The sequence below is a fragment of the Streptomyces sp. NPDC048111 genome (genome assembly GCF_043202815.1).
In the GTDB taxonomy this organism is placed as follows: Bacteria; Actinomycetota; Actinomycetes; order Streptomycetales; family Streptomycetaceae; genus Streptomyces.
In genome coordinates this window covers 402,785-427,019 of sequence record NZ_JBIDBD010000001.1, presented here as the reverse complement: position 1 = coordinate 427,019, position 24,235 = coordinate 402,785, and the positions used below count along the sequence as shown (strand labels likewise).

At 73.1% G+C, this 24,235-nt stretch carries 25 protein-coding genes; 9 read left to right on the top strand and 16 right to left on the bottom strand.

Going from position 1 to position 24,235, the window contains the following annotated elements; translation table 11 throughout:
- Positions 1-29 precede the first annotated feature (29 nt).
- Together ACGF3I_RS01935 and ACGF3I_RS01930 are read right to left on the bottom strand one after the other, a co-directional pair.
- Complete coding sequence (locus ACGF3I_RS01935; RefSeq protein WP_393128538.1) at positions 30-1,292, bottom strand: SWF or SNF family helicase; 1,263 nt, start codon at positions 1,290-1,292, stop codon at positions 30-32.
- Positions 1,289-4,141, bottom strand: a complete 2,853-nt coding sequence (locus ACGF3I_RS01930; protein WP_393128537.1) for an SNF2-related protein — start codon at positions 4,139-4,141, stop codon at positions 1,289-1,291. Before ACGF3I_RS01930 ends, ACGF3I_RS01935 begins: the two co-directional genes overlap by 4 nt.
- 273 nt (positions 4,142-4,414) lie before the next feature.
- Here ACGF3I_RS01930 and ACGF3I_RS01925 point away from each other — a divergent pair, with 273 nt between their 5' ends.
- Both ACGF3I_RS01925 and ACGF3I_RS01920 read left to right on the top strand, forming a co-directional pair.
- Positions 4,415-5,461 carry a fatty acid desaturase family protein gene (locus ACGF3I_RS01925; RefSeq protein ID WP_393129097.1) on the top strand — a complete coding sequence of 349 codons (1,047 nt, stop codon included), beginning with the start codon at positions 4,415-4,417 and terminating at the stop codon, positions 5,459-5,461.
- A 205-nt stretch (positions 5,462-5,666) separates the two neighbouring features.
- Positions 5,667-6,218 carry an MOSC domain-containing protein gene (locus tag ACGF3I_RS01920; RefSeq protein WP_393128536.1) on the top strand — a complete coding sequence of 184 codons (552 nt, stop codon included), beginning with the start codon at positions 5,667-5,669 and terminating at the stop codon, positions 6,216-6,218.
- Positions 6,219-6,269: 51 nt separating this feature from the next.
- Here the strand turns inward: ACGF3I_RS01920 and ACGF3I_RS01915 are convergent, their stop codons facing one another.
- From ACGF3I_RS01915 to ACGF3I_RS01900, 4 genes are all read right to left on the bottom strand, one after another.
- Complete coding sequence (locus ACGF3I_RS01915; RefSeq protein ID WP_393128535.1) at positions 6,270-6,791, bottom strand: SAM-dependent methyltransferase; 522 nt, start codon at positions 6,789-6,791, stop codon at positions 6,270-6,272.
- A 140-nt stretch (positions 6,792-6,931) separates the two neighbouring features.
- The gene (locus tag ACGF3I_RS01910; protein WP_393128534.1) at positions 6,932-7,876 is read right to left on the bottom strand and encodes a hypothetical protein; all 945 of its coding nucleotides are present in this window, start codon (positions 7,874-7,876) and stop codon (positions 6,932-6,934) included.
- A gap of 95 nt (positions 7,877-7,971) precedes the next feature.
- Positions 7,972-8,238 (bottom strand): hypothetical protein, encoded by a 267-nt coding sequence (locus ACGF3I_RS01905; protein WP_393128533.1) that lies wholly within the window; start codon positions 8,236-8,238, stop codon positions 7,972-7,974.
- Between the two features lie 151 nt (positions 8,239-8,389).
- Complete coding sequence (locus tag ACGF3I_RS01900) at positions 8,390-8,911, bottom strand: PadR family transcriptional regulator (RefSeq protein WP_393128532.1); 522 nt, start codon at positions 8,909-8,911, stop codon at positions 8,390-8,392.
- A gap of 137 nt (positions 8,912-9,048) precedes the next feature.
- Between ACGF3I_RS01900 and ACGF3I_RS01895 the strand changes: the two genes are divergently transcribed.
- Entirely contained in the window at positions 9,049-9,822 is a 774-nt protein-coding gene (locus tag ACGF3I_RS01895; RefSeq protein WP_393128531.1) for an alpha/beta fold hydrolase, read from the top strand.
- 69 nt (positions 9,823-9,891) lie between these two features.
- Here the strand turns inward: ACGF3I_RS01895 and ACGF3I_RS01890 are convergent, their stop codons facing one another.
- Entirely contained in the window at positions 9,892-10,491 is a 600-nt protein-coding gene (locus ACGF3I_RS01890; RefSeq protein WP_393128530.1) for a class I SAM-dependent methyltransferase, read from the bottom strand.
- Between the two features lie 306 nt (positions 10,492-10,797).
- On the opposite strand from ACGF3I_RS01890, the gene ACGF3I_RS01885 reads away from it, so the two are divergent.
- The 4 genes from ACGF3I_RS01885 to ACGF3I_RS01870 all read left to right on the top strand — a co-directional run bounded on the left by ACGF3I_RS01885 (position 10,798) and on the right by ACGF3I_RS01870 (position 14,405).
- Positions 10,798-11,211 (top strand): roadblock/LC7 domain-containing protein, encoded by a 414-nt coding sequence (locus ACGF3I_RS01885; protein WP_393128529.1) that lies wholly within the window; start codon positions 10,798-10,800, stop codon positions 11,209-11,211.
- Positions 11,212-11,419: 208 nt separating this feature from the next.
- Positions 11,420-12,460: a DUF6397 family protein gene (locus tag ACGF3I_RS01880; protein ID WP_393128528.1), complete on the top strand. Its 1,041-nt coding sequence runs from the start codon at positions 11,420-11,422 to the stop codon at positions 12,458-12,460.
- A 65-nt stretch (positions 12,461-12,525) separates the two neighbouring features.
- Positions 12,526-13,581 carry a RimK family alpha-L-glutamate ligase gene (locus ACGF3I_RS01875; RefSeq protein ID WP_393128527.1) on the top strand — a complete coding sequence of 352 codons (1,056 nt, stop codon included), beginning with the start codon at positions 12,526-12,528 and terminating at the stop codon, positions 13,579-13,581.
- A gap of 5 nt (positions 13,582-13,586) precedes the next feature.
- Positions 13,587-14,405, top strand: a complete 819-nt coding sequence (locus ACGF3I_RS01870) for a RimK family alpha-L-glutamate ligase (RefSeq protein ID WP_393128526.1) — start codon at positions 13,587-13,589, stop codon at positions 14,403-14,405.
- 158 nt (positions 14,406-14,563) lie between these two features.
- Here ACGF3I_RS01870 and ACGF3I_RS01865 read toward each other — a convergent pair whose 3' ends face one another.
- The 5 genes from ACGF3I_RS01865 to ACGF3I_RS01845 all read right to left on the bottom strand — a co-directional run bounded on the left by ACGF3I_RS01865 (position 14,564) and on the right by ACGF3I_RS01845 (position 18,961).
- On the bottom strand, positions 14,564-15,181 hold the full coding sequence (locus ACGF3I_RS01865; RefSeq protein WP_393128525.1) for a histidine phosphatase family protein: 618 nt from the start codon (positions 15,179-15,181) through the stop codon (positions 14,564-14,566).
- A 225-nt stretch (positions 15,182-15,406) separates the two neighbouring features.
- Entirely contained in the window at positions 15,407-16,609 is a 1,203-nt protein-coding gene (locus ACGF3I_RS01860) for an ABC transporter permease (protein ID WP_393128524.1), read from the bottom strand.
- Positions 16,606-17,364 (bottom strand): ABC transporter ATP-binding protein, encoded by a 759-nt coding sequence (locus ACGF3I_RS01855; protein ID WP_393128523.1) that lies wholly within the window; start codon positions 17,362-17,364, stop codon positions 16,606-16,608. Before ACGF3I_RS01855 ends, ACGF3I_RS01860 begins: the two co-directional genes overlap by 4 nt.
- Entirely contained in the window at positions 17,361-18,425 is a 1,065-nt protein-coding gene (locus ACGF3I_RS01850; protein ID WP_393128522.1) for a peptidoglycan-binding protein, read from the bottom strand. Before ACGF3I_RS01850 ends, ACGF3I_RS01855 begins: the two co-directional genes overlap by 4 nt.
- The gene (locus tag ACGF3I_RS01845; protein ID WP_393128521.1) at positions 18,422-18,961 is read right to left on the bottom strand and encodes a hypothetical protein; all 540 of its coding nucleotides are present in this window, start codon (positions 18,959-18,961) and stop codon (positions 18,422-18,424) included. Before ACGF3I_RS01845 ends, ACGF3I_RS01850 begins: the two co-directional genes overlap by 4 nt.
- A 238-nt stretch (positions 18,962-19,199) precedes the next feature.
- Between ACGF3I_RS01845 and ACGF3I_RS01840 the strand changes: the two genes are divergently transcribed.
- Both ACGF3I_RS01840 and ACGF3I_RS01835 read left to right on the top strand, forming a co-directional pair.
- Positions 19,200-19,898 carry a response regulator transcription factor gene (locus tag ACGF3I_RS01840; protein WP_393128520.1) on the top strand — a complete coding sequence of 233 codons (699 nt, stop codon included), beginning with the start codon at positions 19,200-19,202 and terminating at the stop codon, positions 19,896-19,898.
- Complete coding sequence (locus ACGF3I_RS01835; RefSeq protein ID WP_393128519.1) at positions 19,895-21,061, top strand: sensor histidine kinase; 1,167 nt, start codon at positions 19,895-19,897, stop codon at positions 21,059-21,061. The genes ACGF3I_RS01840 and ACGF3I_RS01835 overlap by 4 nt, the downstream gene beginning before the upstream one ends.
- 35 nt (positions 21,062-21,096) lie before the next feature.
- Here ACGF3I_RS01835 and ACGF3I_RS01830 read toward each other — a convergent pair whose 3' ends face one another.
- The 4 genes from ACGF3I_RS01830 to ACGF3I_RS01815 form a co-directional block, all read right to left on the bottom strand.
- The gene (locus ACGF3I_RS01830) at positions 21,097-21,600 is read right to left on the bottom strand and encodes a hypothetical protein (protein ID WP_393129096.1); all 504 of its coding nucleotides are present in this window, start codon (positions 21,598-21,600) and stop codon (positions 21,097-21,099) included.
- Between the two features lie 92 nt (positions 21,601-21,692).
- The gene (locus ACGF3I_RS01825) at positions 21,693-22,940 is read right to left on the bottom strand and encodes an MAB_1171c family putative transporter (protein ID WP_393128518.1); all 1,248 of its coding nucleotides are present in this window, start codon (positions 22,938-22,940) and stop codon (positions 21,693-21,695) included.
- A gap of 73 nt (positions 22,941-23,013) precedes the next feature.
- Positions 23,014-23,646: a toxin gene (locus tag ACGF3I_RS01820; protein ID WP_393129095.1), complete on the bottom strand. Its 633-nt coding sequence runs from the start codon at positions 23,644-23,646 to the stop codon at positions 23,014-23,016.
- An 80-nt stretch (positions 23,647-23,726) separates the two neighbouring features.
- Positions 23,727-24,194 (bottom strand): hypothetical protein, encoded by a 468-nt coding sequence (locus tag ACGF3I_RS01815; protein ID WP_393129094.1) that lies wholly within the window; start codon positions 24,192-24,194, stop codon positions 23,727-23,729.
- Positions 24,195-24,235: the final 41 nt, after the last annotated feature.

Sequence of the window (24,235 nt, the reverse complement as noted above, 5' to 3'; positions counted from 1 at the left end):
TCGCAGGAGGGGCGCGGCGGGAGGCGGGGTCAGTCCCCGGCCGGGGCCGTCGTCGCTTCCAGGGCCGCGGCCGGATCCCGGTCGGCGGGGCCTGCCGGAGACCATCGGCCGCGGTCCTTGCGGTAGGGCCACCAGCGGCCGTCGTGGCCGAGCCGCAGCTGGACGTCGCGGCCGGTCACGGTCCACCGGTTGCCGGAGGCGGCGCGCAGCGCCGGGCGTTCCCCTTCGGGCCAGGCCCCGTCGAGTTGGGTCAGCGCGCGGGCCAGCACTTCGGGGTGCGGTGTCCACTCCTCCTCAAGGGCGCGCAGCGACGCGACCCCGCCGAGCCGCCAGGCGCGTACGGCCGTGGCGAGTTCGGCGGGCCGGCGCCCCGACGCGGCGCCGAGGCGCGCCGCGACCCGGGCGTCCGGGCCGAGGGCGACGAGCCGCACGGTGTCGTGATCCTCCGTCAACTCCGCTGCCCAGGGCTGGACTTCGTGCCTCGGTGCGAGGGCCTCGGCCAGCATGCGGTGGGCGCGTGCCGCCGCGTCGGCCGCAAGGAACTCCAGCGCCGATGGATCGACACCGGGTTCCGGTGCGGTCTCGGTGTCGAGCCGCGCCGGACCGCCCGGCTCCGGCGGCAGGGGCGGCGGTTGCGGGAGGGGCGGCACGATGTCCCGGGCGGCGAACGCCTCCTCGGCGGGGACGCCGTGCGACGCCGTCGCCGGGTCGCCCTTGGGCAGCGAGCCGCGCTCCTGGAGCGCGTCCAGCAGCGGCCGTTCGGCCCGTCCGCGCAGCAGGAGCAGCACGAACGGGTCCTGGTCGAGGAGGCGGGCCACCTGGTAGCAGAGGGCGGCGGTGTGCGGACAGTGGTCCCAGGCGTCGCAGGTGCATTTCGGTTCCAAGTCGCCTATGCCAGGCAGGAGTTCGACGCCGGCGCTCGCCGCGTCCTCCACCAGGTGCGGTGGCATCTCGCGGTCCAGGAGCGCGGCGATGTGGCCCGCGCGCTCCGCCGCCATCGTGAGGAAGCGGTCCCAGTCGTCCTCGTCCAGCTCCTGGAGCAGCACGTCGCCGCGGTACTGCGAGCCGTCCCGGTCGCGCACCACCGCCGTGATCCGGCCCGGTCGCACCGTCACCGCCCCGACCGCGCCGATCCGGGCCAGGCGGCGGCCCTGTTTGAGCTGCTGCCCATCGAGCGCCGTGTCCTCAAGGGCCTTGAGCCAGGCCATGCCCCACCAACTGGTCGCGAAGCCGCGGCCCTGTGCGGGCGGCAGCGGCTCGAAGGTGCGCTCGTTCTCGTACGTGTCGCTCATCGCCCGCTCCCTCGCAGCGCCACCAGATCGGACAGCTCGGCATCGGTCAGCTCGGTCAGCGCCGACTCGCCCGCACCGAGCACAGAGTCCGCCAACTCCCTTTTGCGGACCAGCATGTCGTTGATCCGGTCCTCGATGGTGCCCTCTGCGATGAGCCGGTGGACCTGCACCGGCTGGGTCTGGCCGATGCGGTGGGCGCGGTCGGTGGCCTGCGCCTCGACGGCAGGGTTCCACCAGCGGTCGTAGTGGATGACATGGCCGGCCCGGGTGAGGTTCAGGCCGGTGCCCGCCGCCTTCAACGACAGCAGGAACACCGGCACGTGGCCGTCCTGGAAGCGCCGCACCATCTCGTCGCGCCGCTCCACCGGGGTCCCGCCGTGCAGGAACTGCGTGGCCACGCCCCGGGCCGCCAGGTGCTGTTCGAGGATGCGGGCCATGCGGACGTACTGGGTGAAGACGAGCACCGAGCCGTCCTCGGCGAGGATCGTGTCCAGGAGTTCGTCGAGCAGCTCCAGTTTGCCCGAGCGGCCGGTGATCCTGGGAGCGTCCTCCTTGAGGTACTGGGCGGGGTGGTTGCAGATCTGCTTGAGGGCGGTCAGCAGCTTCACCACCAGGCCGCGCCGCTCGAAGCCGTCCGCCGCGGCGATCTCGGCGAGCGTCTCGCGCACCACGGCCTCGTACAGACCGGTCTGTTCCCTGGTGAGGGAGACGGCGCGGTCGGTCTCGGTCTTCGGCGGCAGCTCGGGAGCGATGCCGGGATCGGACTTGCGGCGGCGCAGCAGGAAGGGCCGCACCAGGCGGGAGAGGCGTTCGGCGGCCGCCGGGTCCTGGCCGCTCTCGGCGGCGCGGGCGTAGGTGGTGCGGAACGTGCCGAGCCTGCCGAGCAGACCGGGTGTGGTCCAGTCGAGGATCGCCCACAGCTCGGAGAGGTTGTTCTCGACGGGTGTGCCGCTCAGGGCGACCCGGGCGCCGGCCCCGATGGTGCGCAGCTGCCTGGCCGTCGCGGAGTACGGGTTCTTGACGTGCTGGGCCTCGTCGGTGACCACCATGCCCCAGTGCCGGGCGGCCAGCTTGGCCGCGTCCAGACGCATCGTGCCGTACGTGGTGAGCACGAACTCGCCGTCCGCCAGGGCTTCGAGCGAGCGGGAGGCGGCATGGAAGCGGCGGACCGGGGTGCCGGGGGCGAACTTGTCGATCTCCCGCTGCCAGTTGCCCATGAGGGAGGCCGGGCAGACGACGAGGGTCGGGCCCGCGGTCGCCGGATCGCTCTGGCGGTGCAGGTGCAGGGCGATGAGCGTGATCGTCTTGCCCAGACCCATGTCGTCGGCCAGACAGCCGCCGAGCCCCAGCGAGGTCATGTCGGCCAGCCAGTTGAGGCCGCGCAGCTGGTAGTCGCGCAACTGGGCGGTGAGGGCGGCGGGTTGGGCCACGGGCTGTTCGCGGGCGGCCTCGGGGTCGGCGAGGCGGTCACGGAGCCGGGCGAGCCAGCCGGTCGCCGTCACCTCGACCCGGCGTCCCCCCATCTCGGCCGAGCCGGTCAGGACGGCGGCGAGGGCGTCGACCGGCGTCACCTTGCGGTCCTGCGCCGTACGGGCGCGCCGCACCTCCTCGGGGTCGACGAGCACCCACTGGTCGCGCAGCCGCACCACGGGCCGGTTCGCCTCGGCCAGCGCGTCGAGCTCTTGCCGGCTCAACTCCGCGTCGCCCAGGGCGAATCGCCAGTCGAACGCGAGCAGGGCGTCGGTGGCCATGAGTGACGGCGCCCCGGACTCCAGGCGGTCCGGCTCGTCGCTCCGGGGGCCGACCACGGCCTTCGCCGTGAGGGTGCGCGACAGTTCCCTGGGCCAGTGGACCTGCACGCCGATCGCGGCAAGGGTGCGCGAGGCCGCGCCGAGCAGTTCGGCGGCCTCCTCGTCGGCGAGTTCGACGGCGTCCGGTACGGCGTCCGACAGGAGCGGGGCGAGCGGCGCCCACGCGCGGGCCGCGCGGCGCAGGGCGAGCAGGGCGTCCATCCGGGCCCGGGGCCCGAACGCGGCGGCCGCCCCCGTCCCGGCCCACACCTCGGCCGCGTCCGCGACGAGCGCGGGATCGCTGACGCTGTGCAGCTGGAGCACCGCCCGGAACACCGGTCCCGCGCCCAGGGGGTCGGCCGAGGTGAGCCCCGGCAGCTCGACCCGCAGGGAGATGCGCACGCCCGCGTCGTGCCCGGCGGCCACATCGGCGGCCCACGCCCGCTGCTCGGGCAGGCGCTGCGGCGTGTCGGCGGCGAAGGCGGGGGAGCCGGTGGCGCGCGGCGCGGCGGGGGTGCGGGGGAGCCCGTCGGCGACCGCGTCGAGGAAGGCCCGCACCAGCGTCTCGGGGTCCGCGAGGAGCACCGGACGCGCCTCGGCGTCGAGGGGCACGGCATGGGCCTCGGGGGGCATGGCGGCGGCCAGCTCGCGCACCTTGTCCAGCTCGTCGGCGCCCAGCGGGCCGACCCGCCACGCATCGTGGTCGCTCGCGGTGAGGCCGGGCAACAGGAGCCCGCGCGCGGCGAGTTGGAGCGCGAGCAGGCCGGCCGCGCCCCAGAAGGCGGCCGGCCGGGAGGCGTCGGCGAGGGCGCGGGCCCGCGTCAGCACCCCGAGTGCGTCCCGTACGGGCAGCAGGAGGGCGCGAACGACCCGCGGGACGGCGTCGGCGCCGACCACGGTCAGGTCGCCCGTCTCGCCCGGCGCGCCGGGGGGCTCGTCGCCTTCGGGGTGCCAGAAGGCGATGCGGCCGGCGCGGAAGGGGTCGCGGGGGAGGAAGGTCACGGACGAGTGGGCGAGTTCGGCGAGCTGGGGCGGCGTGGGAGCGGGAAACCTCTGCACAGCGCTGACGTATTCCTCAAATTTGACTACGCGGACCGGAGCGGCCGAGGGTACAGCAAGGAGCGCCCGGACGGAGACCGTGCCACGTGGTCTGCGTCACACCGGCCCGAGAGGGTGTTGCCAGCCCCACCCCCGGGCGCCGGGCAGGCCCCCGGGGGCGGCCGGGGGGTGACGCCATGGTCGTCAAGTGGCCCGGTCCGTACGTTCGATGAGGTCAGCGCAGGGGACTGCGGGGGACGACCGAACACCGGAGACGTCATGCACCAGGCGACCATGCCGCAGCCCACCACGGGCGCCGGCGCCCCTGCCGAGCCGCGGGCGGGCAGCGAGTTCGCGCCGCTGCTCAAGACGGTGAAGGGGCAGGGCCTGCTCGACCGGCGCACCGGCTGGTACGCGGCCCGCATCGCCGTCAACCTGCTCGCCCTGGCCGGTACGGCCGGTGCGATGGCGCTCAGCGGGGACAGCTGGTGGACGCTGCTGCTGGCGCTGCCGCTCTCCGTGTTCTGGGCGCGCAGCGCGTTCATCGGTCACGACGCCGGGCACGGACAGATCACCCGGGGCAGGCGCGCCGGCCGGATCGTCGGCCTGCTCCACAGCGACCTCCTGCTCGGCATGAGCTACGCCTGGTGGAACGACAAGCACAACCGCCACCACGCCAACCCCAACCACGTGGACAAGGACCCCGACGTCGGGGTCGGCGCCCTGGTGTGGACGCAGCGCCAGGCCGAGGGACGCGAAGGCTTCGCGCGGTGGCTCACCCGCCACCAGGCCCGGCTCTTCTTCCCGATGCTGCTCCTCGAAGGCATCGCCCTGAAGGTGTACGGATTCCAGGACCTCAAGCGACAGCCCGCCCGCGAGCGGGCCGTGGAGGCGCCGCTCCTGCTCCTCCACCTCGTCGGATACGCGAGCCTGCTGCTCGGCGTCATGTCGCCCGGCAAGGCGCTCCTCTTCGCGCTGCTGCACCACGCCCTGTTCGGCCTGCACCTCGGCATGACCTTCGCGCCCAACCACAAGGGCATGGAGATGCCCGACCCGGACGACCCCGAGCACCGCGCCTGGGGCCATCTGCGCCGTCAGGTCCTGACCTCGCGCAACGTCCGGGGCGGGCCGGTCACCGACTGGTTCCTCGGTGGCCTGAACTACCAGATAGAGCACCACCTCTTCCCGAACATGCCGCGCCCGCACCTCAAGCTCGCCCGGCCCATGGTCCGCGCCCACTGCGCGAGCCTGGGCATCGCGTACACGGAGACGTCCCTGACCGACTCCTACCGGCAGGCGCTGGGGCACATGCACGAGGTGGGTGCCCCGCTGCGCGCATGACTCGGGTGCGCCGGGCAGATTGGCTGCGAGGACCGGCGGACGCGTGTTCCGGCTCGCCCCGCTGGTGCTGATCGGCGTCCCCCTCGGCCGATGGAAAGCTCATGACCTGCCGGGATAGGGTCGGCCGTGTCATGGGGTACGGCCCTCTTGGGTACGCCCGTCAGGGGCGGGGCCGTCATTGAACCGACAGAGGGGGCTCCGCGCGATGAGCGGCACCAGGGGAACGGTCACAGCGGTCAGCAGCAACGACGAGTACTCGTTCACCAAGCCGAACCGGGAGAGCATCACGCTGCTGCCCGGGCTCGGCGTGGCGGGCGACGTTCATGCCGGAGTGACGGTCAAGCACCGCTCCCGCGTGGCGCAGGACCCCACGCAGCCGAACCTGCGCCAGGTGCACCTGATCCACCAGGAGCTCTTCGGTGAGGTCGCCGAGCACGGCTTCGAGGTCGGCCCCGGTCAGCTCGGAGAGAACGTCACGACCGAAGGCATCGACCTGCTCGGTCTGCCGACCGGAACGCTGCTGCACATCGGCCCGGAGGCGGTCATCGAGGTGACCGGACTGCGCAATCCGTGCCTCCAGATCGACGGCTTCCAGAACGGCCTCCTGAAGCAGGTCGTCGGCCGCGACGCCGAGGGACACGTCGTGCGCAAGGCGGGCATCATGAGCGTGGTCCGGGTGGGCGGCGAGATACGCCCGGGCGACACGATCAGGGCGGAACTCCCGCAGGCCCCGCACCGCCCGCTGGAGCGGGTGTGAGCGAGCCGTCAACGGGGCCGTTCCACAAGTGAGTCGGGGCCGCGCGGCGGCTCACTCGTAGTAGTCCCGCATCAGCTCCGCCGACCACTGGGGCTGCTCGATGTCGCCGCGCGGCCCGAACTCGGCCATGTACGGCTTGATGTCGAGCACCGGCGTGCCGTCCACCGCGTCGAGTCCCGCGACCCGTACGTCGAGACCCTCGACCGACAGGACCCGGCAGCGCGAGACCCCCAGCCGGTTGGGCCGGTTCTTTCCGCGCTGGGCGAAGATCCCCACCAGGGGCCAGTCAGGGTTGCCGCGCGGTCGGCGGGCCCCGGACTCGATCTTCTCCGGGGCCACGCGGTCGAAGTGGAAGACCACTTCGAGATGGGTGAAGTCCGCCAGTCCGTAGAGCGCCTCGGGCCCGAACTGCTCCGCGTCGACCCGGATCACCGCCGTCTCGCGGTCCCAGTGGTCATCGGCGACCTCGGCCCGTCCCCCGACCACCCTTCCGACCGGCCGGCACACCACGGCCGACGCGCTCACGGCCTCCGCGTCACTTGTCGAACTTTCGTCAACGGCGCTGTCCGCCATGCCAGTTCCCTCCGTACGTCGCACACCGGCACTTGATCGAAGCGCCGGACACGATCGTAGTCAGGCAGTGGGGGAAAGGGGCCGGACATTGTTACGGGGGCGGGGTGCTGGCAGGGGGTGAGGTCGCTGCGGCGGGGGGCCTACGCAGGTCGGACCGCCATTGACCCCAGCGCTTCGAGCAGACCGGGCAGTTCGGCGTCGCGGCCCACCGGATGGACGTCACCGGGGCACTCGTCGAGGAGGACGAAGGCGACGTCGTCCGTCCTGGCGACCAGGGACCAGCCCGGGCCGTCCGCGCGCAGGGTGCGGGCGCCGCCCGGGGCGAACGTCGAGCGCACGCGGCCGATCGGCGGAGGGGAGTCGAGGTAGCCGCGCAGCTCGGCAAGGGCGCGTCGTACGCCCGACTTCTCACCCTCGGGGTCATGGGTGTGCTGTCCGGTCCCGGAAACGGGCGCGGCCGGCTTCTCGGCGGGCTCGTTCGCCCCGTCCTGAGGGGCCGGTACGTCCTGCGAGGCCGTCCCGTCCTGCGGAACCGTTCCCTCCTGTGGGGCTGCCCCCTCCTGTGGGGCCGGGCCGAAGGTGTCCGTGTCCAACTGGTCGCGCCACATGGCCCACTGCAGCGCGACCGAGTCCGCGCCGAGTCGGCGCTGAGCCGGGCCCCAGGCGCTGGTGTCGGGCGGCGTGAGGGTGGGAGGGCCTTCCGGGTCGGGCTCGGGGTCGTGCGGGGCCGCCACGTTCGGGGCCGCCACGACGAGTTCGAGGGGCCAGCCGGGCAGCGCCGCCACCACGGTGCGGTCGTCCGGCGACAGGTCGTACTCCATGCCGCAGTCCCAGGAGGCGATGGCGACCGCCACCAACGACACGTCGTCGACGACCACCGTCCAGCGCGCGCCCGCACCGTCCTGCCCCAGGACGAGCCCGTACCCCTGGGCGTACGGCCCGAGGCCCAGCGCCGCGCAGGCCTCGGGGTAGTCGTCGCCGAGCACACTCGGGAACTGCGCGGGCGTCAGCAGCGCCGCCGTCAGCACGTACAGCGACTCGTCTGCGGCGATCGCGGCCGCTTCCGCCTCGTCCGTCCCGGTCACGGAATCCTCTCCTTCGGTTCGCTCGTCGGCGCACCTTAACTAGTCGGTAACGCGGACGTCGAGAGTCCCGGACCATCAACTCGCGGGGCGGCGCATCAGAGTGTCGGCAGGCCCATCAGTTCCCGTACGACCTCGCCCGGCGACTCGTCGCGGTCGCGGGCCAGGGTGACGACCGCGCGGCAGGCCAGCTCGCGCACCCCGAACGACAGGGCCTCCGGAGACACCCAGCCGGCCGCCTCCTCGAGCGCGTCCGCGTCGTCCTCGGCGCAGGCCGCGACGTACGCGGCCGCCGCTTCGAAGAGGTTGTGCCGGCGGTCCTCGGACGGCTGGGGCCGGAACGGCTTACGGAATCTCGCGAACATCGGGACCGCCTCCTTGCGCGGGGCCCGTGCCCGGGAGGAGCGGCGACGAGCCCTCAAAGTGGTTGTACGACCGTAGAGTTGAGGTTCCGCAGACGGGTGGGGGATGAAACGCGTGCGCTCCGGTGTGCTGTGCATCCGGGAGTCGTGATCCCTACTCCAGCGAACGCAGCGTCGCGCGCAGCCACTTGAGCTCGGCGGCGCTGGTGGCCCGGGCGATGGTCAGGATGCCGCGGCGGAAAGGGTCGTCCAACTCCTCGGCTGCGATGGGTCGTTCGCCGTCGTAGAAGAAGCTGGCGGGCTCTTCGAGGAAGGCGAGCCTGCGCCGCAGCACGCGGGCCTGCTCGGCCGGGGCGGGCAGATGCCGGAGGAACGCGAGCAGGGTGAACCAGCGGTTCTCGTCGGTGATGTCGAGGCGGTCCGGTTCGGCCAGGCGGTCGAGGAGGTCCCGCCGGCCCCTCGTGGTCAGGGAGAGGGTGTGCCGGGGGGCCGCCGCGGCTCCCGGCTCCGTCTCCCGGGTGAGCAGCCCCGCCTTTTCCAGGCGCTTGATCGCCGGGTAGAGCGTGCTCTCGCCGACCGGGCGCACATGCCCGGTGAGCGCGGTGATCCGCTTGCGCAGCTGGTAGCCGTGCAGGGGTGCTTCGTAGAGGAAACCGAGGATGGCGAGTTCGAGCATGCCCGTATTCTGCCGTACTCGCTGTGTCGTACGGGGTATATCGGCATGGCGGTACATCGTGTACGGAGTACTACGTCAGCGAGGTATGGTCGGGGGTGAACGGTGCGGTGGGCGTCGTCGGAGCGGGGGAGTGCGTCATGCGGGAAGCGGAGTTCGACGGGCGGGGAAGCCTCATCCGGTGGACGGAGAGCGAGGGGGAGGGGCCCGCGCTCGTGTACGTGCACGGTCTCGGTTCCATGGCGACCGTCTACCACGCCCATACGGCCGCCCACCCGGCACTGGCCGACCGCCGCCAGCTCTTCGTGGACCTGCCGGGCCACGGCATCAGCGACCGGCCCGCCGACTTCGGTTACACCCTGGAGGACCACGCCCGGGCGCTGGCCGCGGTCCTCGACGCGGCGGGCGTGGCGGGCGCGGAGCTGGTGGCGCACAGCATGGGCGGGGCGGTCGCCATCGTGCTCGCCGACCGGCGCCCCGAGCTGGTCGCCCGGCTCCTGCTGACCGAGGCCAACCTCGACCCCCATCCGGTGTCGACCGCGGGCAGCAGCGGGATCGCCACGTACACGGAGGAGGAGTTCGTGCACGGCGGCGGCCATGCCCAGGTGCTCGCGCGCGTCGCGCCGAGCTGGGCGGCCACCATGCGCCTCGCCGACCCGCTCGGTCTGCACCGCACGGCGGTCGGACTCGTGCACGGCACACGCCCCACGATGCGCCAACTCCTCATGCGGGCACGGGAGATCGAGCGCATCTACTTGGTGGGCGGACGCGAGGACGACCTCGTGGGGCGCGCCGAACTCGTCGCCTCGGGCGTCCGGGTCGTGACGGTTCCGGACGCCGGGCACAACATCATGTTCGACAACCCGGCCGCCTTCGTGCGCGAGGTGGCGGGGGTGCACGGGGCGGCGGGGTAGCGCGGAGCGGCCGGGCTGCAGGGGGGCGGGGTCGCGCGGCGCGACCGGGCTGCACGGAGCGGCGGGCGCTCAGCCCTCGCGCACGGCGAGTGCCAGGTAGCGCCCGGGCTCGTCGGCGTACGACCGCAGCCGCCAGCCCGCCGAGGCGAGCAGGGGGCGCAGCCGGGGCTCGGCGCGCAGGTCCTCGTCCGTGAGGGTGCGGCCCTGGCGTGCCGCGAGGGCCGCACGGCCGATGGGGTGGTAGAGGGCGAGCCGCCCGCCCGGGTGCGTGACGCGCGCCAACTCCCGCAGGTTCGCGTCGGGTTCGGGCAGATGGGAGATCAGCCCCGCGCCGAACACGACGTCCACGGAGGCCTCCTTGAGCGGGAGCCGAGCCACGTCGGCGCGCAGCAGAACGGCCTCGGCACCGCGTCCGGCCCGTACGGCCTCGATGAGCATCTCCCGAGTGAGGTCGACCCCGAGGACGCTGCCGCGCGGGCCGACCGCGGCGCGCAGCGGCGGCAGGGCGCGGCCGGTGCCGCACCCTGCGTCGATCACGGTGTCCCCCTGCGCGAGGCCGAGTTCCGCGACGGCCGCGGCATAAGCCGGCCCGTCGTCGGGGAACTTGCGGTCCCAGTCGGCCGCCCGGGCGGCGAAGAATTCCTGAACGTGTGCGTGGTCTCCGGCCATGACGCCATGATCCCGCACGGGTCGCGAACCGTGTGTGGTCTGCGGCCGTGGCGCCATGATCCCGCACGGTCGCGAACCGCTCCGCCGGCGCGCGCCCCGCCCTGGCGCCCAGGAGGGGCCGACAGGTCCGGTGGAGTACGCGGGGCGCATGCACACCGCCCGGCCGCCCGACTCCGTCGGGTGGTGCACCGGTCCGCGCCGCCGTGCGACTCCCCGGCGCGCGACACCGCTTGCCCGGGGCGCGCCGGTGGTGAAGGGTGGCAGGTGAACGGGGAAACGGGGACCGCATGAACGGGGAGGCCTGACATGGCACTGAACAAGGAACTCGACTGGCTGCTCGACGACCTGACCCGGCGGGTAGAGCACGTGCGGCACGCGATCGTGCTGTCCAACGACGGTCTGGTCACCGCCGCGAGCGCCGACCTCAAGCGCGAGGACGCCGAACACCTGGCGGCGGTCTCTTCCGGCCTCCACAGCCTGGCGAAGGGCTCCGGCCTGCACTTCCGGGCGGGCAAGGTCCGCCAGACCATGGTCGAATTCGACGAGGGCGTCCTGTTCGTCACCGCCGCGGGCGACGGCAGCTGTCTGTGCGTCCTCAGCTCGGCCGAGGCAGACATCGGGCAAATCGCCTACGAGATGACCCTGCTGGTCAACCGCGTGGGCGAGCACCTGTCCGTGGCAGCAAGGCAGCCGGGACATTTCGGGGCGCCGGACTTCTGACCGGCCGGGGTGCCGGTGCGGGGCCGCAGCCCCGCACCGGCCTTGCGCCATTCCTCGGCATTGGCCACGGTCCAGCGCCTGAACTGGCCTTTCCTGGGGCGCGGGATGAGTTATCCACAGGCCGGGCGGGATGGGGGCGCAGCGCGTTACGGTCGTCACCGAGAGTATTCGTCTCTCGCGTACTTCGTTCCTCACGGGGGAGGATCCGATGACCACCGCGACCACCGCGACCACCGCGTCCGCAGCAACCACCCATGCCACCAGGCCCGCTGTCGCGGCCGCCGCCACGGCCGCCGCGACCGTCACCAGCACCCGTCCCGCCGCCGTGCCCGCGCCTTCCGGGCGCACGGCTGCGCCGGGTGGCCCACTCCTCACGCCCGCGGTGGCCGCGCGCGAACTGGAGCTGCGGCGCGGCGATTTCGAGCTGGCCGTCCAGCTCGGCCGCGTCCGCACGGTGCCCGACCCGGCGGGCGGCCACCGTCGGGTCACCGCGCGCGAGGTGGCCCGCCTGAGAGCCGCCGGCGACTTTCCGGAGGGGCTGCGGGAGCGGGTGCGGACCGTCGGCACCGCCGAAGGCGCCGAGCTGATGGGCATCGCGCCCGGCCGCTTCACCCGGCTCGCCCGGGCCGGCCGACTCACTCCGGTGCGCTGTTACCTCAACCGCTACCGGGCCGTGGTCTGGCTCTATCTCGCCGAGGAGCTGGTCGAACTGGCCATGCGGCAGCCGGAGTTGCTCGCCGGACGGCATCCCGAGGCGGACGTCGCGGGGCAGGACCGGCGGCCCCGCAACTGGCGTCACCGCAGGATCGCCCTGCTGGCGCGCGCGACCGACGACGAGTGGGAGCACGCAGCGGCCGTGGCCTCCGCGCTCGACGGCGCGCTCCTCGGTGACCTCGTGCCCGATCCCCATGAACGGGCCTGTCTGCGCAGGCTCCAGCCCGAGACCCTCCGGGTCCACCCCGATTCGCCGATCGCGCAGGGCATCCTCGACACACTGGTCCTGGCGGACGAGCCGGACGAGATCGACTGGTACCGGCTACGCCTCGTGGAGGCCCTGGCGGACGCCCGTGACCAGTGCCCGGCCCCGCGTCCGCTCGACGGTCCGGCGCCGGCCGGATGCACCCCCGGGCCGGTCGAACCGCCGGTGCCACGGCCGCCCGGTGCGCGGCCGAGGCGCGGTCTGCTGGGGCGGCTGTCGCGGGCAAACCGGCCCGACCGGGGTGGGCGGCGACCGGGTCGCGGTTCATGACATCCTGTGACGTCACAGCTCGCCGGACGGGATCGGCGGACGTCCGGGCATTACGGGGAAGGTCGATGAGGCTCTGCTTCCTGGTGGAAGAGCACTACCGCCATGACGGCATGCCCGTCGAGGTGATCCGCCAACTCGTCGCCTGGGGGCACCAGGTCGACGTGGTGCGGCCCGGCGGCTCCCTGCTGCGGATGTCCGAGGCGGTGCGCGCGGGCAGCCACGACGCCTGGGTGCTCAAGACGGTCTCCGGGGGCCCCGGCCTGCCGCTGCTCGAAGCCGCTGCGGCGGTCGGCCTGACCACGGTCAACGACGTACGGTCCATCCGCGGGGTGCGGGACAAGGCGCTCGCCTCCGCCATCGGCCGCAGCCGGGGCCTCCCGGTGCCGCTGACGTACGCGGCGGCCAGGCCCGAACTGCTCACGGAGATACCCGAGTCCGAGTACCCGCTCGTGGTGAAGCCGGCCGACGGCAGCTCGGGGCGGTCCGTCCATCTGGTGCCGACGCCGGAGCACTTGGCCGCGATGCTGCCCGCCCTGGCAGGCGAAGGGATGCTCATCGCCCAGCCATACGTGCACAATTCGGGCATCGACCTCAAGGTGTACTGCGTGGGCGGCGAGCTGTACGCCACCGAGCGCCGGTCCCCGCTCCACCCCGACCAGGGCGTCCGCGAACGGCATGTGCCGCTGCCCGCCGAGGTGGCCGCGATCGTCGACCAGGTCGGCGCGGTCTATGGGCTCGATCTGTACGGCGTCGATGTGCTGCTCGGCCCGGACGGGCCGGTGGTGGTCGATGTGAACGACTTCCCGAGCTTCCGCCAGGTGCCGGACGCGGCGGCCAAGGTGGCCCGGGCGGTGCTCGAACTGGCGCGTACGGGCAGCGCGGTCGCCGCGGCGGCCTTCGTGCCGGGCATGGGGCGGACACCTCAGCAGGCATTCGGGGCGGGCGGTCCGGTCGCGGTCGCGTCGCCGGTGCCGTCCTCGCCCGTGCCGGCTACGGCGGTGCCGTCCACCGGGGTGCCGGTTGCCGCAGTGGCGCCTGCGGGAGTGGCGGCTTCGGGGAGGCAGGGCTCCGGGGTGTCGGCAGGGGTGCCGTCCTCGGCGGCGGCGGGTGAGGGCCGGTGAACGGCGTGAGTACGGTCGGGTTCATCACGCCGGATCCGGACCATCCGCTGCTCGCCGGCGCCACGGAACTGCTCGGGCGTGACCACCGGGTGGTGACGCTCCACCCGGAGACGGCCGGTGCCGAGGCGTTCGAGCGGCTCGCGGACGTCTATCTGCTGAAGTCGCGCACACCGCGTGCCCTCGCGCTGGCGCGGGCGCTCGAATCCCGTGGGGTTCCGGTCGTCAATTCCGCGGAGGCGACCGCCCTGTGCCAGGACCGCACGGCCATGGCGGAGCTGGCGTGCGACGCGGGCCTTCCCTTCGCCACCACCCGCACCTACGCCTCGCTCGGCGAGCTCGCGGCTGGGCCGGGGCCGGCCGGTCCCCTGGTGGTGAAGAGCCGTCACAGTCGGCGGCATGATCTGGTGGCCCGCGTCGACAACCGGTCCCAGTTGGTCGAGCTGGCCGGCGGCTGGGCGAACGAGCCCGTGGTCACCCAGGACTTCGCCGAGAACAGTGGGTACGACCACAAGCTCTGGGTGATCGCGGGCACGGTCTTCGCAGCGCTGCGCCGTTCGGAACTGGCCCCCGAGGGCCGGGGTGCGACGCGTTCTCTGGGCCTCGGTCAACTGCCGCCCGGCTGGGCCGAGTTGGTGGTTCGGGTCGGTGAGGTGTTCCGGCTCGACGTCTACGGGGTCGACGTCCTGGCGACGGGGGCGCAGGGCGCCCCGCTGATCGTGGACATCAACGCCTTCCCCGGCATACGGGGCCAGGCGGGCGCCCCGGAGGCGCTGGCCGCCCTGTCCCTGCGCCGAGCCCGCGAGGGGGTGGCGGCCCGGGCCTGAGGGCGGGCCTGCGCCGAGCGGCCCAGGCCGGGATCGCCGGGGCCTGCTCGCCGGGGCCTGCCCGCCGGGCTGGGGCAGCCTGGCCGAACCGCCGCGCCGGGGCCGTCGGGCTGGTACCGCCCGGCCGAACCACCGCGCCCGCCCCGTCGGTGCGGATGTCAGTGGTTCGCGGGCTGGGCCATCGTGTTCCATGCGGTGATCACCGGGCGGTCGTGTTCGCGCCCGAGCCGGGAGAGCGCGCCGGTGTCGAGCACGAACAGGGCGCCGCCGGAGGCGGGCAGGCCCAGGTAGCGGGCCGTCAGGACGCGCAGGAAGTGGGAGTGGGCGACGAGCAGGACGTCGTCCCCGTCCCCGGCGCCGCCGCGCAGCGCCGTGTCGGCCTCGGCCAGCACCCGGTCGGCCCGTGCGGCGACCTCCGCCGGGCTCTCCCCGGGGTGGCCGTCGGGGCCGGGCGCGACGCCGTCGGACCACAGGTTCCAGCCGGGGCGGTCGCGGTGGATCTCGGTGGTGGAGATGCCCTCATAGCCGCCGTAGTCCCATTCGTGCATGTCGGGAACGACGCGGGCGTTCTCGAATCCGGCCAACTCGGCCGTCTGCCGGGCTCGTTGGAGCGGGCTGACCAGAACGAGGCCGATGGACCGGTCGGCGAGCAGCGGGGCCACCGCGCGGGCCTGCTCCTGTCCGTGTGCCGTGAGCGGCAGGTCGGTGTAACTCGTGTGCTGGCCCGACCGTGACCATTCGGTCTCCCCGTGACGTACGAGGATCAACTCACCCATGGCTGTGTCTTCCGTTCTCCCTATGCGTCCCCCGGGCTCGAACCGCCCCGGCCGTACGCGGGGACAACCCGGGAACGGGTGCGTGCATTCCGTGCGCACCGGTGTGTCGTGCGTCGGATACCTCACGCGTCGCGCGCCGCCACAAACGCCCGGCGGCGCGGAAACGCCCGGTTGCCCCGAACGGGGCCCGCCCGGGCCCGGCCGAAGTGGCGGGCCCGGGCGGTGTCAGGCGGAGTGCAGTGCCAGGGTGGGCGAGAGCCGTGCGGCGCGGACGGCCGGATACAGCCCGGCCACCGTGCCGATCACCAGGGTGGCACCGAAGCCGCCCGCGACCGCCCAGAGCGGGAGCACCCAGGGAACGCCGCTCGACATCGAGTAGACCGCCGTCGCCGCGGCCCCGAGCACGATGCCGACCGCGCCACCGAGCCCGGAGAGCAGCAGCGACTCCGTGACGAACTGGCCCCTGATCTGCCCCCTGGTCGCGCCGATGGAGCGGCGCAGACCGATCTCGTAACGGCGTTCGAGCACCGAGATGATCATCGTGTTGGCCACGCCCACCCCGCCGACGAGGAGCGCCACCCCGCCGAGCCCGAGCAGCAGACTGCTGAAAGCACCCTCGGTGGCGGCCTTCGCCTGGAGGCCGGAGGAGGGGTCGCTCACGTCGACGTCGCGCGGTGTCTGCGGCGAGATCGTGCGGGCGATGAGATCGTGCACGCGGTCGACCGAGGCGTCCGCCGAGCGTTCGTACACGGCGGTGGGGTGGCCGTCGAAACCGAGCCGGCTCGCCGCGACGTCCCAGCCCACCAGCGCCGAACGGGCGATCTCTGGCGTCAGCGGGAGCGGGTCCAGAATGCCGAGCACGGTGAAGTACTGCCCGGCGATGAACACCTGCTGGCCCGGAGAGGTGATGCCCAGCCGCGCCGCGGCCACGTCGCCCAGCACGACCGACGGGTACGCACCCGTGGCGGAGTTGAGGAAGGTCCCGCTCCGCAGAGTGGCGCGCAGGGTGGTGAGGAGGCCGTCGGTGGCGGCCTGGACCTGGATGCCGCCGGTGATCGTGTCGGGGATCTTCTCCGACCGCCGGACGGTCACGGGCAGCGTACCCGTCGCACCGACGTGCTCGACGCCGGCGATCCGCCCCACCCGTCCGGCCGCGTCCTTCGCCATCGGGACCGGCTTTCCGGTCAGCAGATCCGTACCGGGCGTGGCCACCAGCATGTTGGTGCCGAGCTTGTCGAGTTCCCTGAGCAGCTGCTCCTTGCTGGAGGCCGAGATGCCCACCACCGCGATCATCGTGGCGATGCCGATCGCGATACCGAGCGCGGACAGCACCACCCGCAGGGGGCGGCTGCGCATCCCCGCGGCGCCGGTGTGCAGGACGTCGCGCGGACCGAGCCGGGCCGGCCTGAGCGCCGGCCGCCCGCTCACCGGGCGTCCTTCGGCAACGCGGTGGCGGCTCCGCCACCGGAGTCGGCCGGCCGCCGCACGCCCCGGGGGCCGCTGTCCTCGACGACCCGGCCGTCCCGGATCCGCACCTGCCGGGGCAGCCGGGCGGCGATGTCCGTGTCATGGGTGATCACGGCGATGGTGGCGCCCTCCTGGTTGAGTTCGTGGATGAGCTCCATCACGGCTTCGCCCGACGCCGAGTCCAGCGCGCCCGTGGGTTCGTCGGCGAGCAGCAGGTCGGGTTCGCCGACGACCGCGCGGGCGATGGCCACCCGCTGCTTCTGCCCGCCGGACAGCTCGTGGGGCCGGTGCTCCAGGCGGTCCGCGAGCCCGACCCGCTCCAGGGCGACGGCCGCCCTGCGCCGGCGCTCGGTGCGCCCGAGGCCGGAGTAGAGGAGCCCCTCGGCCACGTTGTCCTGGGCACTGATGCCCGGCACCAGGTGGAAGGCCTGGAAGACGAAGCCGATGTGCTGGGCCCGCAGCGCCGACAGCGCACGGTCGCCGAGCAGGGCCGCGTCATGGCCCGCGATGCTGACGGACCCGGCGGTCGGCAGGTCCAGGGTCCCCACGATGTGCAGCAGGGTGGACTTGCCGGAGCCGGAGGGCCCGACGATCGCGAGCAGCTCGCCGCGCCGGACGGTGAGGTCCACCCCGCGCAGTGCGGCGACCCCTCCCGGATACTCCTTGGTCACACCGGCCAGGGCGACCACGGGCGGTTCGGTCGGGTCAGCGCTCATGACGACGGCACCCCGACCCGCAGTCCCGCGCGCAGTCCCGCGCCGGATATCTCGACGCGGCCCTGCGCGAACATGCCGAGAGCCACCTTCACCTCGCGCGCCGCGCCGTCCTCGACCACCTGCACGCCGAACGACCCGTCGTCCAGCGCGAGCAGGGCCGCGACCGGCACGCTCAGCACGTTCTTGCGCGTCTCGCCGCTGAGCTTCACCGTCGCCGGGGACTTGTCGATGCCCTTGACCCTCGCGGCGTCGTCGAAGGTGACGGTGACGGCGATCCGCGGTGTCTTGTCGCTCGGGTCGTCGCCCGCCTGCGCGGTCGCGCCGACCGACGACACCGTGCCGGATGCGGTCGTGCCGTCCGGCAGCTCCACGCCCACCTTGCTCCCTTCCCTGGCCAGCGCCGCGTCGGACACCTTCAGCCGGAGCTGGACGACCCGGTCGGAACCGGTCGTGGTGAGGAGCTTCTGCCCCGGAGCGGTACGGTCGCCGACCGCCGCGTCCGCGCTCCGCACCCGCACCGGCCCGGCGGCGAACGCGATCTGCTCCGGACCCACCTGTCCGCTGCGCGCCAGACCGTTCGCCTGCTGCCACCGCTTGACCGCCTCCACGGTGCCCGGGGTGAACGTCCCGTCGTCCGCGAGCCCGGCGCCGTGTCCGAGGGCCCGCAGGTTCGCCTTCAACTGCCGTACGTCGCTGCCCTTGTCACCGCTCTTGAGGACCCGGTACATCGGCTCGGTCCCGTACATCAGCCGGACGTCCTTGCCGTCGACGGCGTACAGCCTGCCGCCCCGCTGCACGGTGGAGCCGGCGCTCGCGACCCAGGTCAGCGTGCCGCCGGCGCCGGCGTTGAGCCTGCTCTCGCCGGAGTAGCCGAGCGTGCCGTCCACGCTGGTGCTGCTCACCAGGTCGCCCTGTTCGATGGGCGCGGTGGCGGGCGGGAGTCCGGTCCGCCGGTGCGCGGAGTGCTCGGATCCGGGCTGGGCGAGACCCGTGACGGCGAAGCCGCCGCCGGTGACGGCCGCCGCGGTCACCACTGCCGCGATCACCGTCCGCCGCCTCATGCGGCGCACTCGTTGAGGGCCTTCATGAACGCGTCGCGGTCGGCCCCTTCGGGAATCTTGAAGCCACTGCTGTGATTGCCCTCGACCTTCGGATCGGGCATGTCGAAGCCCTTGCCCCGCAGACACTGCGCGATCTTGACCTGCTGGTCCTGGCGTGCCGGATCCGGTGCGCCCGAGCCCCCGCCGCCCTGGACTCCGGACCCACAGGCGTTGAGCGCCTGGTTCCACTTGTCCGCCGACGCGCCCTGCGGCGGCGAGAGCACCTGGGAGTTCGGGTTCTCGCCCGGCTTGAGGTCGGGCACGTCCATGCCCTGTTTGCGCAGGCAGCCGCGCAGCGCCTGCGCCTTGTCGGCGGCCGCGGAGTCCCCGCCGGAGCCCGAGCCGGAGCCCGAGCCGGAGCCGCCGCCGGAGTCCGGGTCGGATGAGCCCGATCCGCTGTCCGAGCCGCCGCCGGACGAGCCGGAGCAGCCGGAGGCGAACAGGGCGAGTCCCGCCATACCGGAAGCCAGAATCAGGGTGAGCCGGTGGTTCCTCATCGTTTCTCTCCTCGCGGACCTGCGTGGCCGCCGCACGGCTGCGCGCGGCCGGCCGTGCGACACGGCCGGGGAGAGCGTCCAGGAACCCGCTGTTTCGTTTCCCTTACAAGCTCGGCGACCCGGCGACCCGGCGGCCCGGTGGCCCCGACCCGGCGACCCAGCGACCCCGAAGGGCACGCCGCCCGATGGCAGCCCCGCGTAACAACGGCGAAAGGTCCCCTTCCGGTAGACAGGGGGCATGCGCGTACTGGTGGTGGAAGACGAGGCGTTCCTGGCCACGATGATTGCCGAGGGCCTGCGCCGCGACGCCATCGCGGTGGACGTCGCCCTCGACGGTCTCACCGGCCTGCGCAAACTACGGCTGGGCGACTACGACGTGGTCGTACTCGACCGGGACCTGCCGGGCCTGCACGGCGACGAGGTCTGCCGCACGGTGGTGTCGGAGGGCCTGCTCACCCGGGTGCTGATGCTCACCGCCTCCGGCGCCGTCCGCGACCGGGTCGAGGGCCTCGGGCTCGGCGCCGACGACTACCTCACCAAGCCGTTCGCGTACGACGAACTCCTGGCCCGTGTCCTCGCCCTCGGCCGCCGCGCGCGTCCCGCACTGCCTCCGGTGATCGAGCGGGCGGGCATCGTTTTGGACACCGCCCGCCGCCAGGCCCGTCGCAACGGCACCCAACTCGCCTTGACGCGCAAGGAGTTCGCCGTGCTTGAGGCGCTGCTGCGGGCCGACGGGGGAGTGGTCAGCGGCGAGGATCTGATCGAGCAGGTGTGGGAGGAGGGCGCCGGGTACGACACCAACCCGGTGCGGGTCACCCTCAGCCGGCTGCGCGCCAAGCTCGGCGATCCGCCCGCCATCGACACCGTGCCCGGCGCCGGCTACCGCATCGCCCGCACCCCCGACGGCGCCCCCGGCACCCGGCGGGCCGCGCGATGATCCGACGGCTCGTCCCCGCCACCGAACGCGCCCGCCTGACCGCCCTGTACGGCGGGCTGCTGCTGCTCGCCGGGTGCGTCCTGGTCGGGGTGATCTACGCCTTCGTGCAGTACGGCCTGGACAGCCGCATCGGCAGTGCCTTCACGGGCGTGGTGCCGGGCGGCCGGATCCCCTCGCGGCCCGACGCGATCCCGCCCGGAGCCCTCGTGTCCTCCCCGCAGGCGGGCAAGTACGCCCAGACCCAGGTCGTACAGGTCGTCGCGGCCACCACCATGAACCGGCTGCTGACCGTCTCCGGAATCGCCCTCGCCGCCTTCGCCGTGCTGTCGGTCCTCCTCGCCTGGTGGATGGCGGGCCGGGTGCTGCGCCCGGTAGGTCTCATCACCGCGACGGCGCGCAAGCTGTCCGGCGAGAACCTTCATCAGCGCATCGACCTCAACGGCCCGCCGGGTGAGCTCAAACAACTGGCCGACACCTTCGACCAGATGCTGGACCGTATCGAGCAACTCGTCAGCGCACAGCGCAGGTTCGCCGCCAACGCCGCCCACGAACTGCGCACCCCGCTCGCGGTGCAGCGGGCCGCAGCCGAGATCGGCCTCGTGGACCCCGACCCGGAGCGGATCAGGTGGATCCGTGACGAACTCCTCCAAGTGGCCGACAGCAGTGAGCACTTGATCGAGTCGCTGCTCCTGCTGGCCGCCTCCGACCAGGGCCTGGATCACCACGAGTCCGTGGCCCTGGACGACAGCGTGGCCGCCGTCGCCGAGGCCCACCAGGAGCAGGCGGACGAACGGGGCATCACTCTGACGACCGCCCTCGAACCCCTCACCGTCGAGGGCGACCCCGTGCTCCTCACCCACCTGGTCCGCAACCTCATCGGCAACGCGCTGCGCTACAACCACCGCGACGGCTCCCTGCACATCACCGTGGACGCGGGTGACCGTACGCTCCGCGTCACGAACACGGGCCCCATGGTCCCGGCGGACGCCGTGGCCGACCTCTTCGAACCGTTCCGCCGCCTCAACGAACGCCGGCACGCGCCCGGCGAGGGCGCGGGGCTGGGCCTCGCGCTCGTCGCCTCCATCGCCCGGGCCCACGGCGGTGCGGCCGGCGCCCGGGCGAACCCCGGCGGCGGCCTCACCGTGACGGTCCGCTTCCCCTGACCCGGACCGGCCGGATCGGGGTGCGTCCCGGCCGCTCAGACGAAGAGGAACGCCGTCGCCGTGGCCGCGCCCAGCGCGCCGCCCGCGACGGTCTGCATGACCGTGTGATAGATCAGGGCGACCCGCGACCAGCACACCATCACGGTGACCGCGTAGGCCAGCAGCCACCACGGGGAGTGCACCACCGCGAGCAGGGCGACGACCGCCGAGGCGACGGCGGAGTCCACCGAGATCTTCCAGACCGTGTTCACGGCCAGCAGGAAGATCGTCATCACCCACAGGGCCAGCATCGCGGTCAGAATGCCGACCGGAGCGTTCCCGAGCACCATGACGACCGAACCGGCCCCGATCGAGCCGAGGATGACGAAGAAGATCGGCGCCCGCTTGGTGCGGTCCACGACGTGCCGGTCGCCCCAGGTGCCGCGCTTGCGTTCCCATTCGATGTACCCGGCCGGGACGAGCCCCGCGCACAGCGCGCCGAGCAGTCCCCACAGCAGACCGGTCCAGTCGCCCGCGGCGGCAAGACCGATCCCGAGCATCCCGGCGAGCAGGACGTTGCGGGGTTGCAGTACGTCGGTGATGGTGCGGGCCGCGGCCGTCCTGCGGTCGCCGGCCTCGGTCAGGGTGTCGCTCACGCGGTCTTCTCCAGGGAGTTCAGTACGTCACGGGCCCGGTCGCCGCTGACGGTGCGGTAGGCGGCGGCCACCCGTACCAGCCAGGCGACCTCGCCGTCCTGGTCGGTGGCGTGCTTGGTCTCGACGGCCGCGGCGTCGCCCGCCGCCGCGCCACCGGCCTTGGCGGCGAGGGCCGCCTTGATCCAGTACGCCTCGGCCAGCGGCCCGGAGCCCTCCGCCTTCGGGCTGTCGTCGGCGGCGGCCCGCTGGGCGGCGGTCAGCAGACCGTCCGGCACGTAGTGGCGCAGCTTCTCGACGGCGTCGGCGATGTCGGCCGCCCAGCGGTCGATGCGCAGGTCGGCCGGGGTGCCGAAGCGGGTCAGTTCGCGGGTGAGGGAGGCGGGCGGCTCGAAGGGCTGGTCGGGGAAGGCGGTCATCAGCTCCCGCCACAGCGGGTGGAGCCGGGCCTGTGCCCGCCACAGCCTGACCCGGCGCCAGCCCTTGCTGAAGGCGGGGAGGGAGGCGCCGAGGGCGAAGAACGCGAACAGGACGACCTGGGCCGCCTCGGTGACCTCGTCGAACTTCAGGGCGAAGGCCGGGCTCGGCCGGTCGACGACGCTGACCCACAGGAACAGCGTCCGGCTCACGGTGTAGCCGACGCCGATGAACATGGCGAAGGTCATCATGCCGAGGCCGATGCGCAGATGCCGGGCCGCGGCGCCGAGGGTCGCCAGCGCCCACTGGTAGGCGCAGACGGCGGACGCGGCCCCCAAGTACAGGTAGAACACGCTCATGTAGAGCGTGGCGCCCCACTGCCCGGCGTGGTCGGAGACGAACCGGTCCGAGGCGTAGGAGCGGTCGACGACGGTGAAGAAGAGGACGGTCAGCAGGATCAGGGTGGCGACGGACGCCTTGGCTGCCACCTGCTGGATCATGCGCGCGAACCGGACGTGCCGGGGGATGACGCCGTCCTCCGGGAAGTGCCCGTAGATGGCCACGATGTAGCTCAGGATGGCGAGGATCGCGATGGTGGCCGTGTAGTGCTTGATCAGTACGGCGAGATCCACGACCGGGCTGCTGTTGAGCCCGATCCGGACGACCTTCGTCTTGGTCCACAGGGCGATGGCGAAGCCGGCGTAGCAGCCCCACAGGGCACGCCGGCGCTTGTCCTCCTCGTCGCCCCAGAGCGCCGCGGGCATGCGCCACAGGGCTACGGCAGTCATCAGGCCGGCTATGAGATAGCCGGCTAGGTCAAGCGCGGTCACGGGGATTCCTCGGGGACGGTGAGGGGCGGGGAGGGGGCGGGAGGGGGAGCGCGGGAGGGCCGGGCATCGCGGGCTATGAGCGGCGGAAGAAGCCGCGGCGCCGGTGGGCGACGGGCCGGGAGAGGGAGTTGGCGAGCCGTCCGACCATGTCGTCGCTCGTCACGTCACGCGCCATGCGGGGGATCAGCGAGGCCCCGAACTCGGCGATCCGCTCGTCGTGGGTGTCGTACTGCGCCCGTGCCTGAAGGGGGCCGCCGGAGCGGAACGCCTCCGTGACCTCCGGCGGAAGACCGTCCGGTTCCTCCTCGGCGGCGGGCTCGGCCGGTCCGGGGGGCGGCTCGTCGGACACGAGGACGCGCTTGATCAGCGAGGCGTTGAAGACGGGGAGGAGCCGGCGCAACTGCTCGGCGTCGAGGGTGGTGCCGTGGTCGAACCACTCGTGGCACAGCTCGTGCAGGATGACGTGCTGCGTCTGGTACGCGGTGGGCCGACGCCGGTAGAGCACGAAACTGGTGCCCCCCGACTTGAGGCGAAGTCCGCACGCGGCGTTCACGCGGGCGAGGCGGTCGGGGAGTTCGTGCAGCACGATGGTGCGGCCCCGGGCCTTTTCCATGTTGGCCACCAGACCCGGAATGCTGAACGGGGCCGGGATCGGCAGATCCGCCAGGCCGGCTTCGCACTCTCGCCGCAGCTCGCGCATGGACATTGAGACCTCTTGATCGTAGTCACGCGTGTGTGACATGCGATCTGCGATCTTAGCCAATGGTCATGAACACGCGGTGCCCGCTACCCGGACTGCCCGCCCGGGCCCGCCGCGGGATCGGAGCCCTGCCCGTCCCCGCCGTCCTTGTTGTCCTCCAGGAGGGACAGCACGAACTGGAGCAACTCCGGGTCCAGGCCGTCGTCGTCGACGCCGCGCCCGGCCAGGCCGCTGATCTCCCCGGTGCGCCGCTTGGCCAGGAACTGGAGCCCGGACACGACGTCGTCCACCACCTCGGACTCGTCCTTGAAGAAGCGCCAGTCGACGCCGAAACCGAGCCCGAGCGCCTTGAGGATCTCTTCGGACGGGTGGGTCACCTTGCCGGCGAGGATGTTGGAGAAATAGCTGTGCGAGAGCGATCCGCCGCGCTCCTTGACGAGATCGGCGAAGACGCGGCCCGAGATCTTCTCGCCGGGGAAGGTCTTCTCGACCATGTACTCGACCTTCTGCTGCAACGTCGTCAGCTCGGGAGTGCGCTCTTCGCCGCTGTCCATCAGGGTCCCCACGTCCACGTCCGCCGCTCATGCGCTGTCCG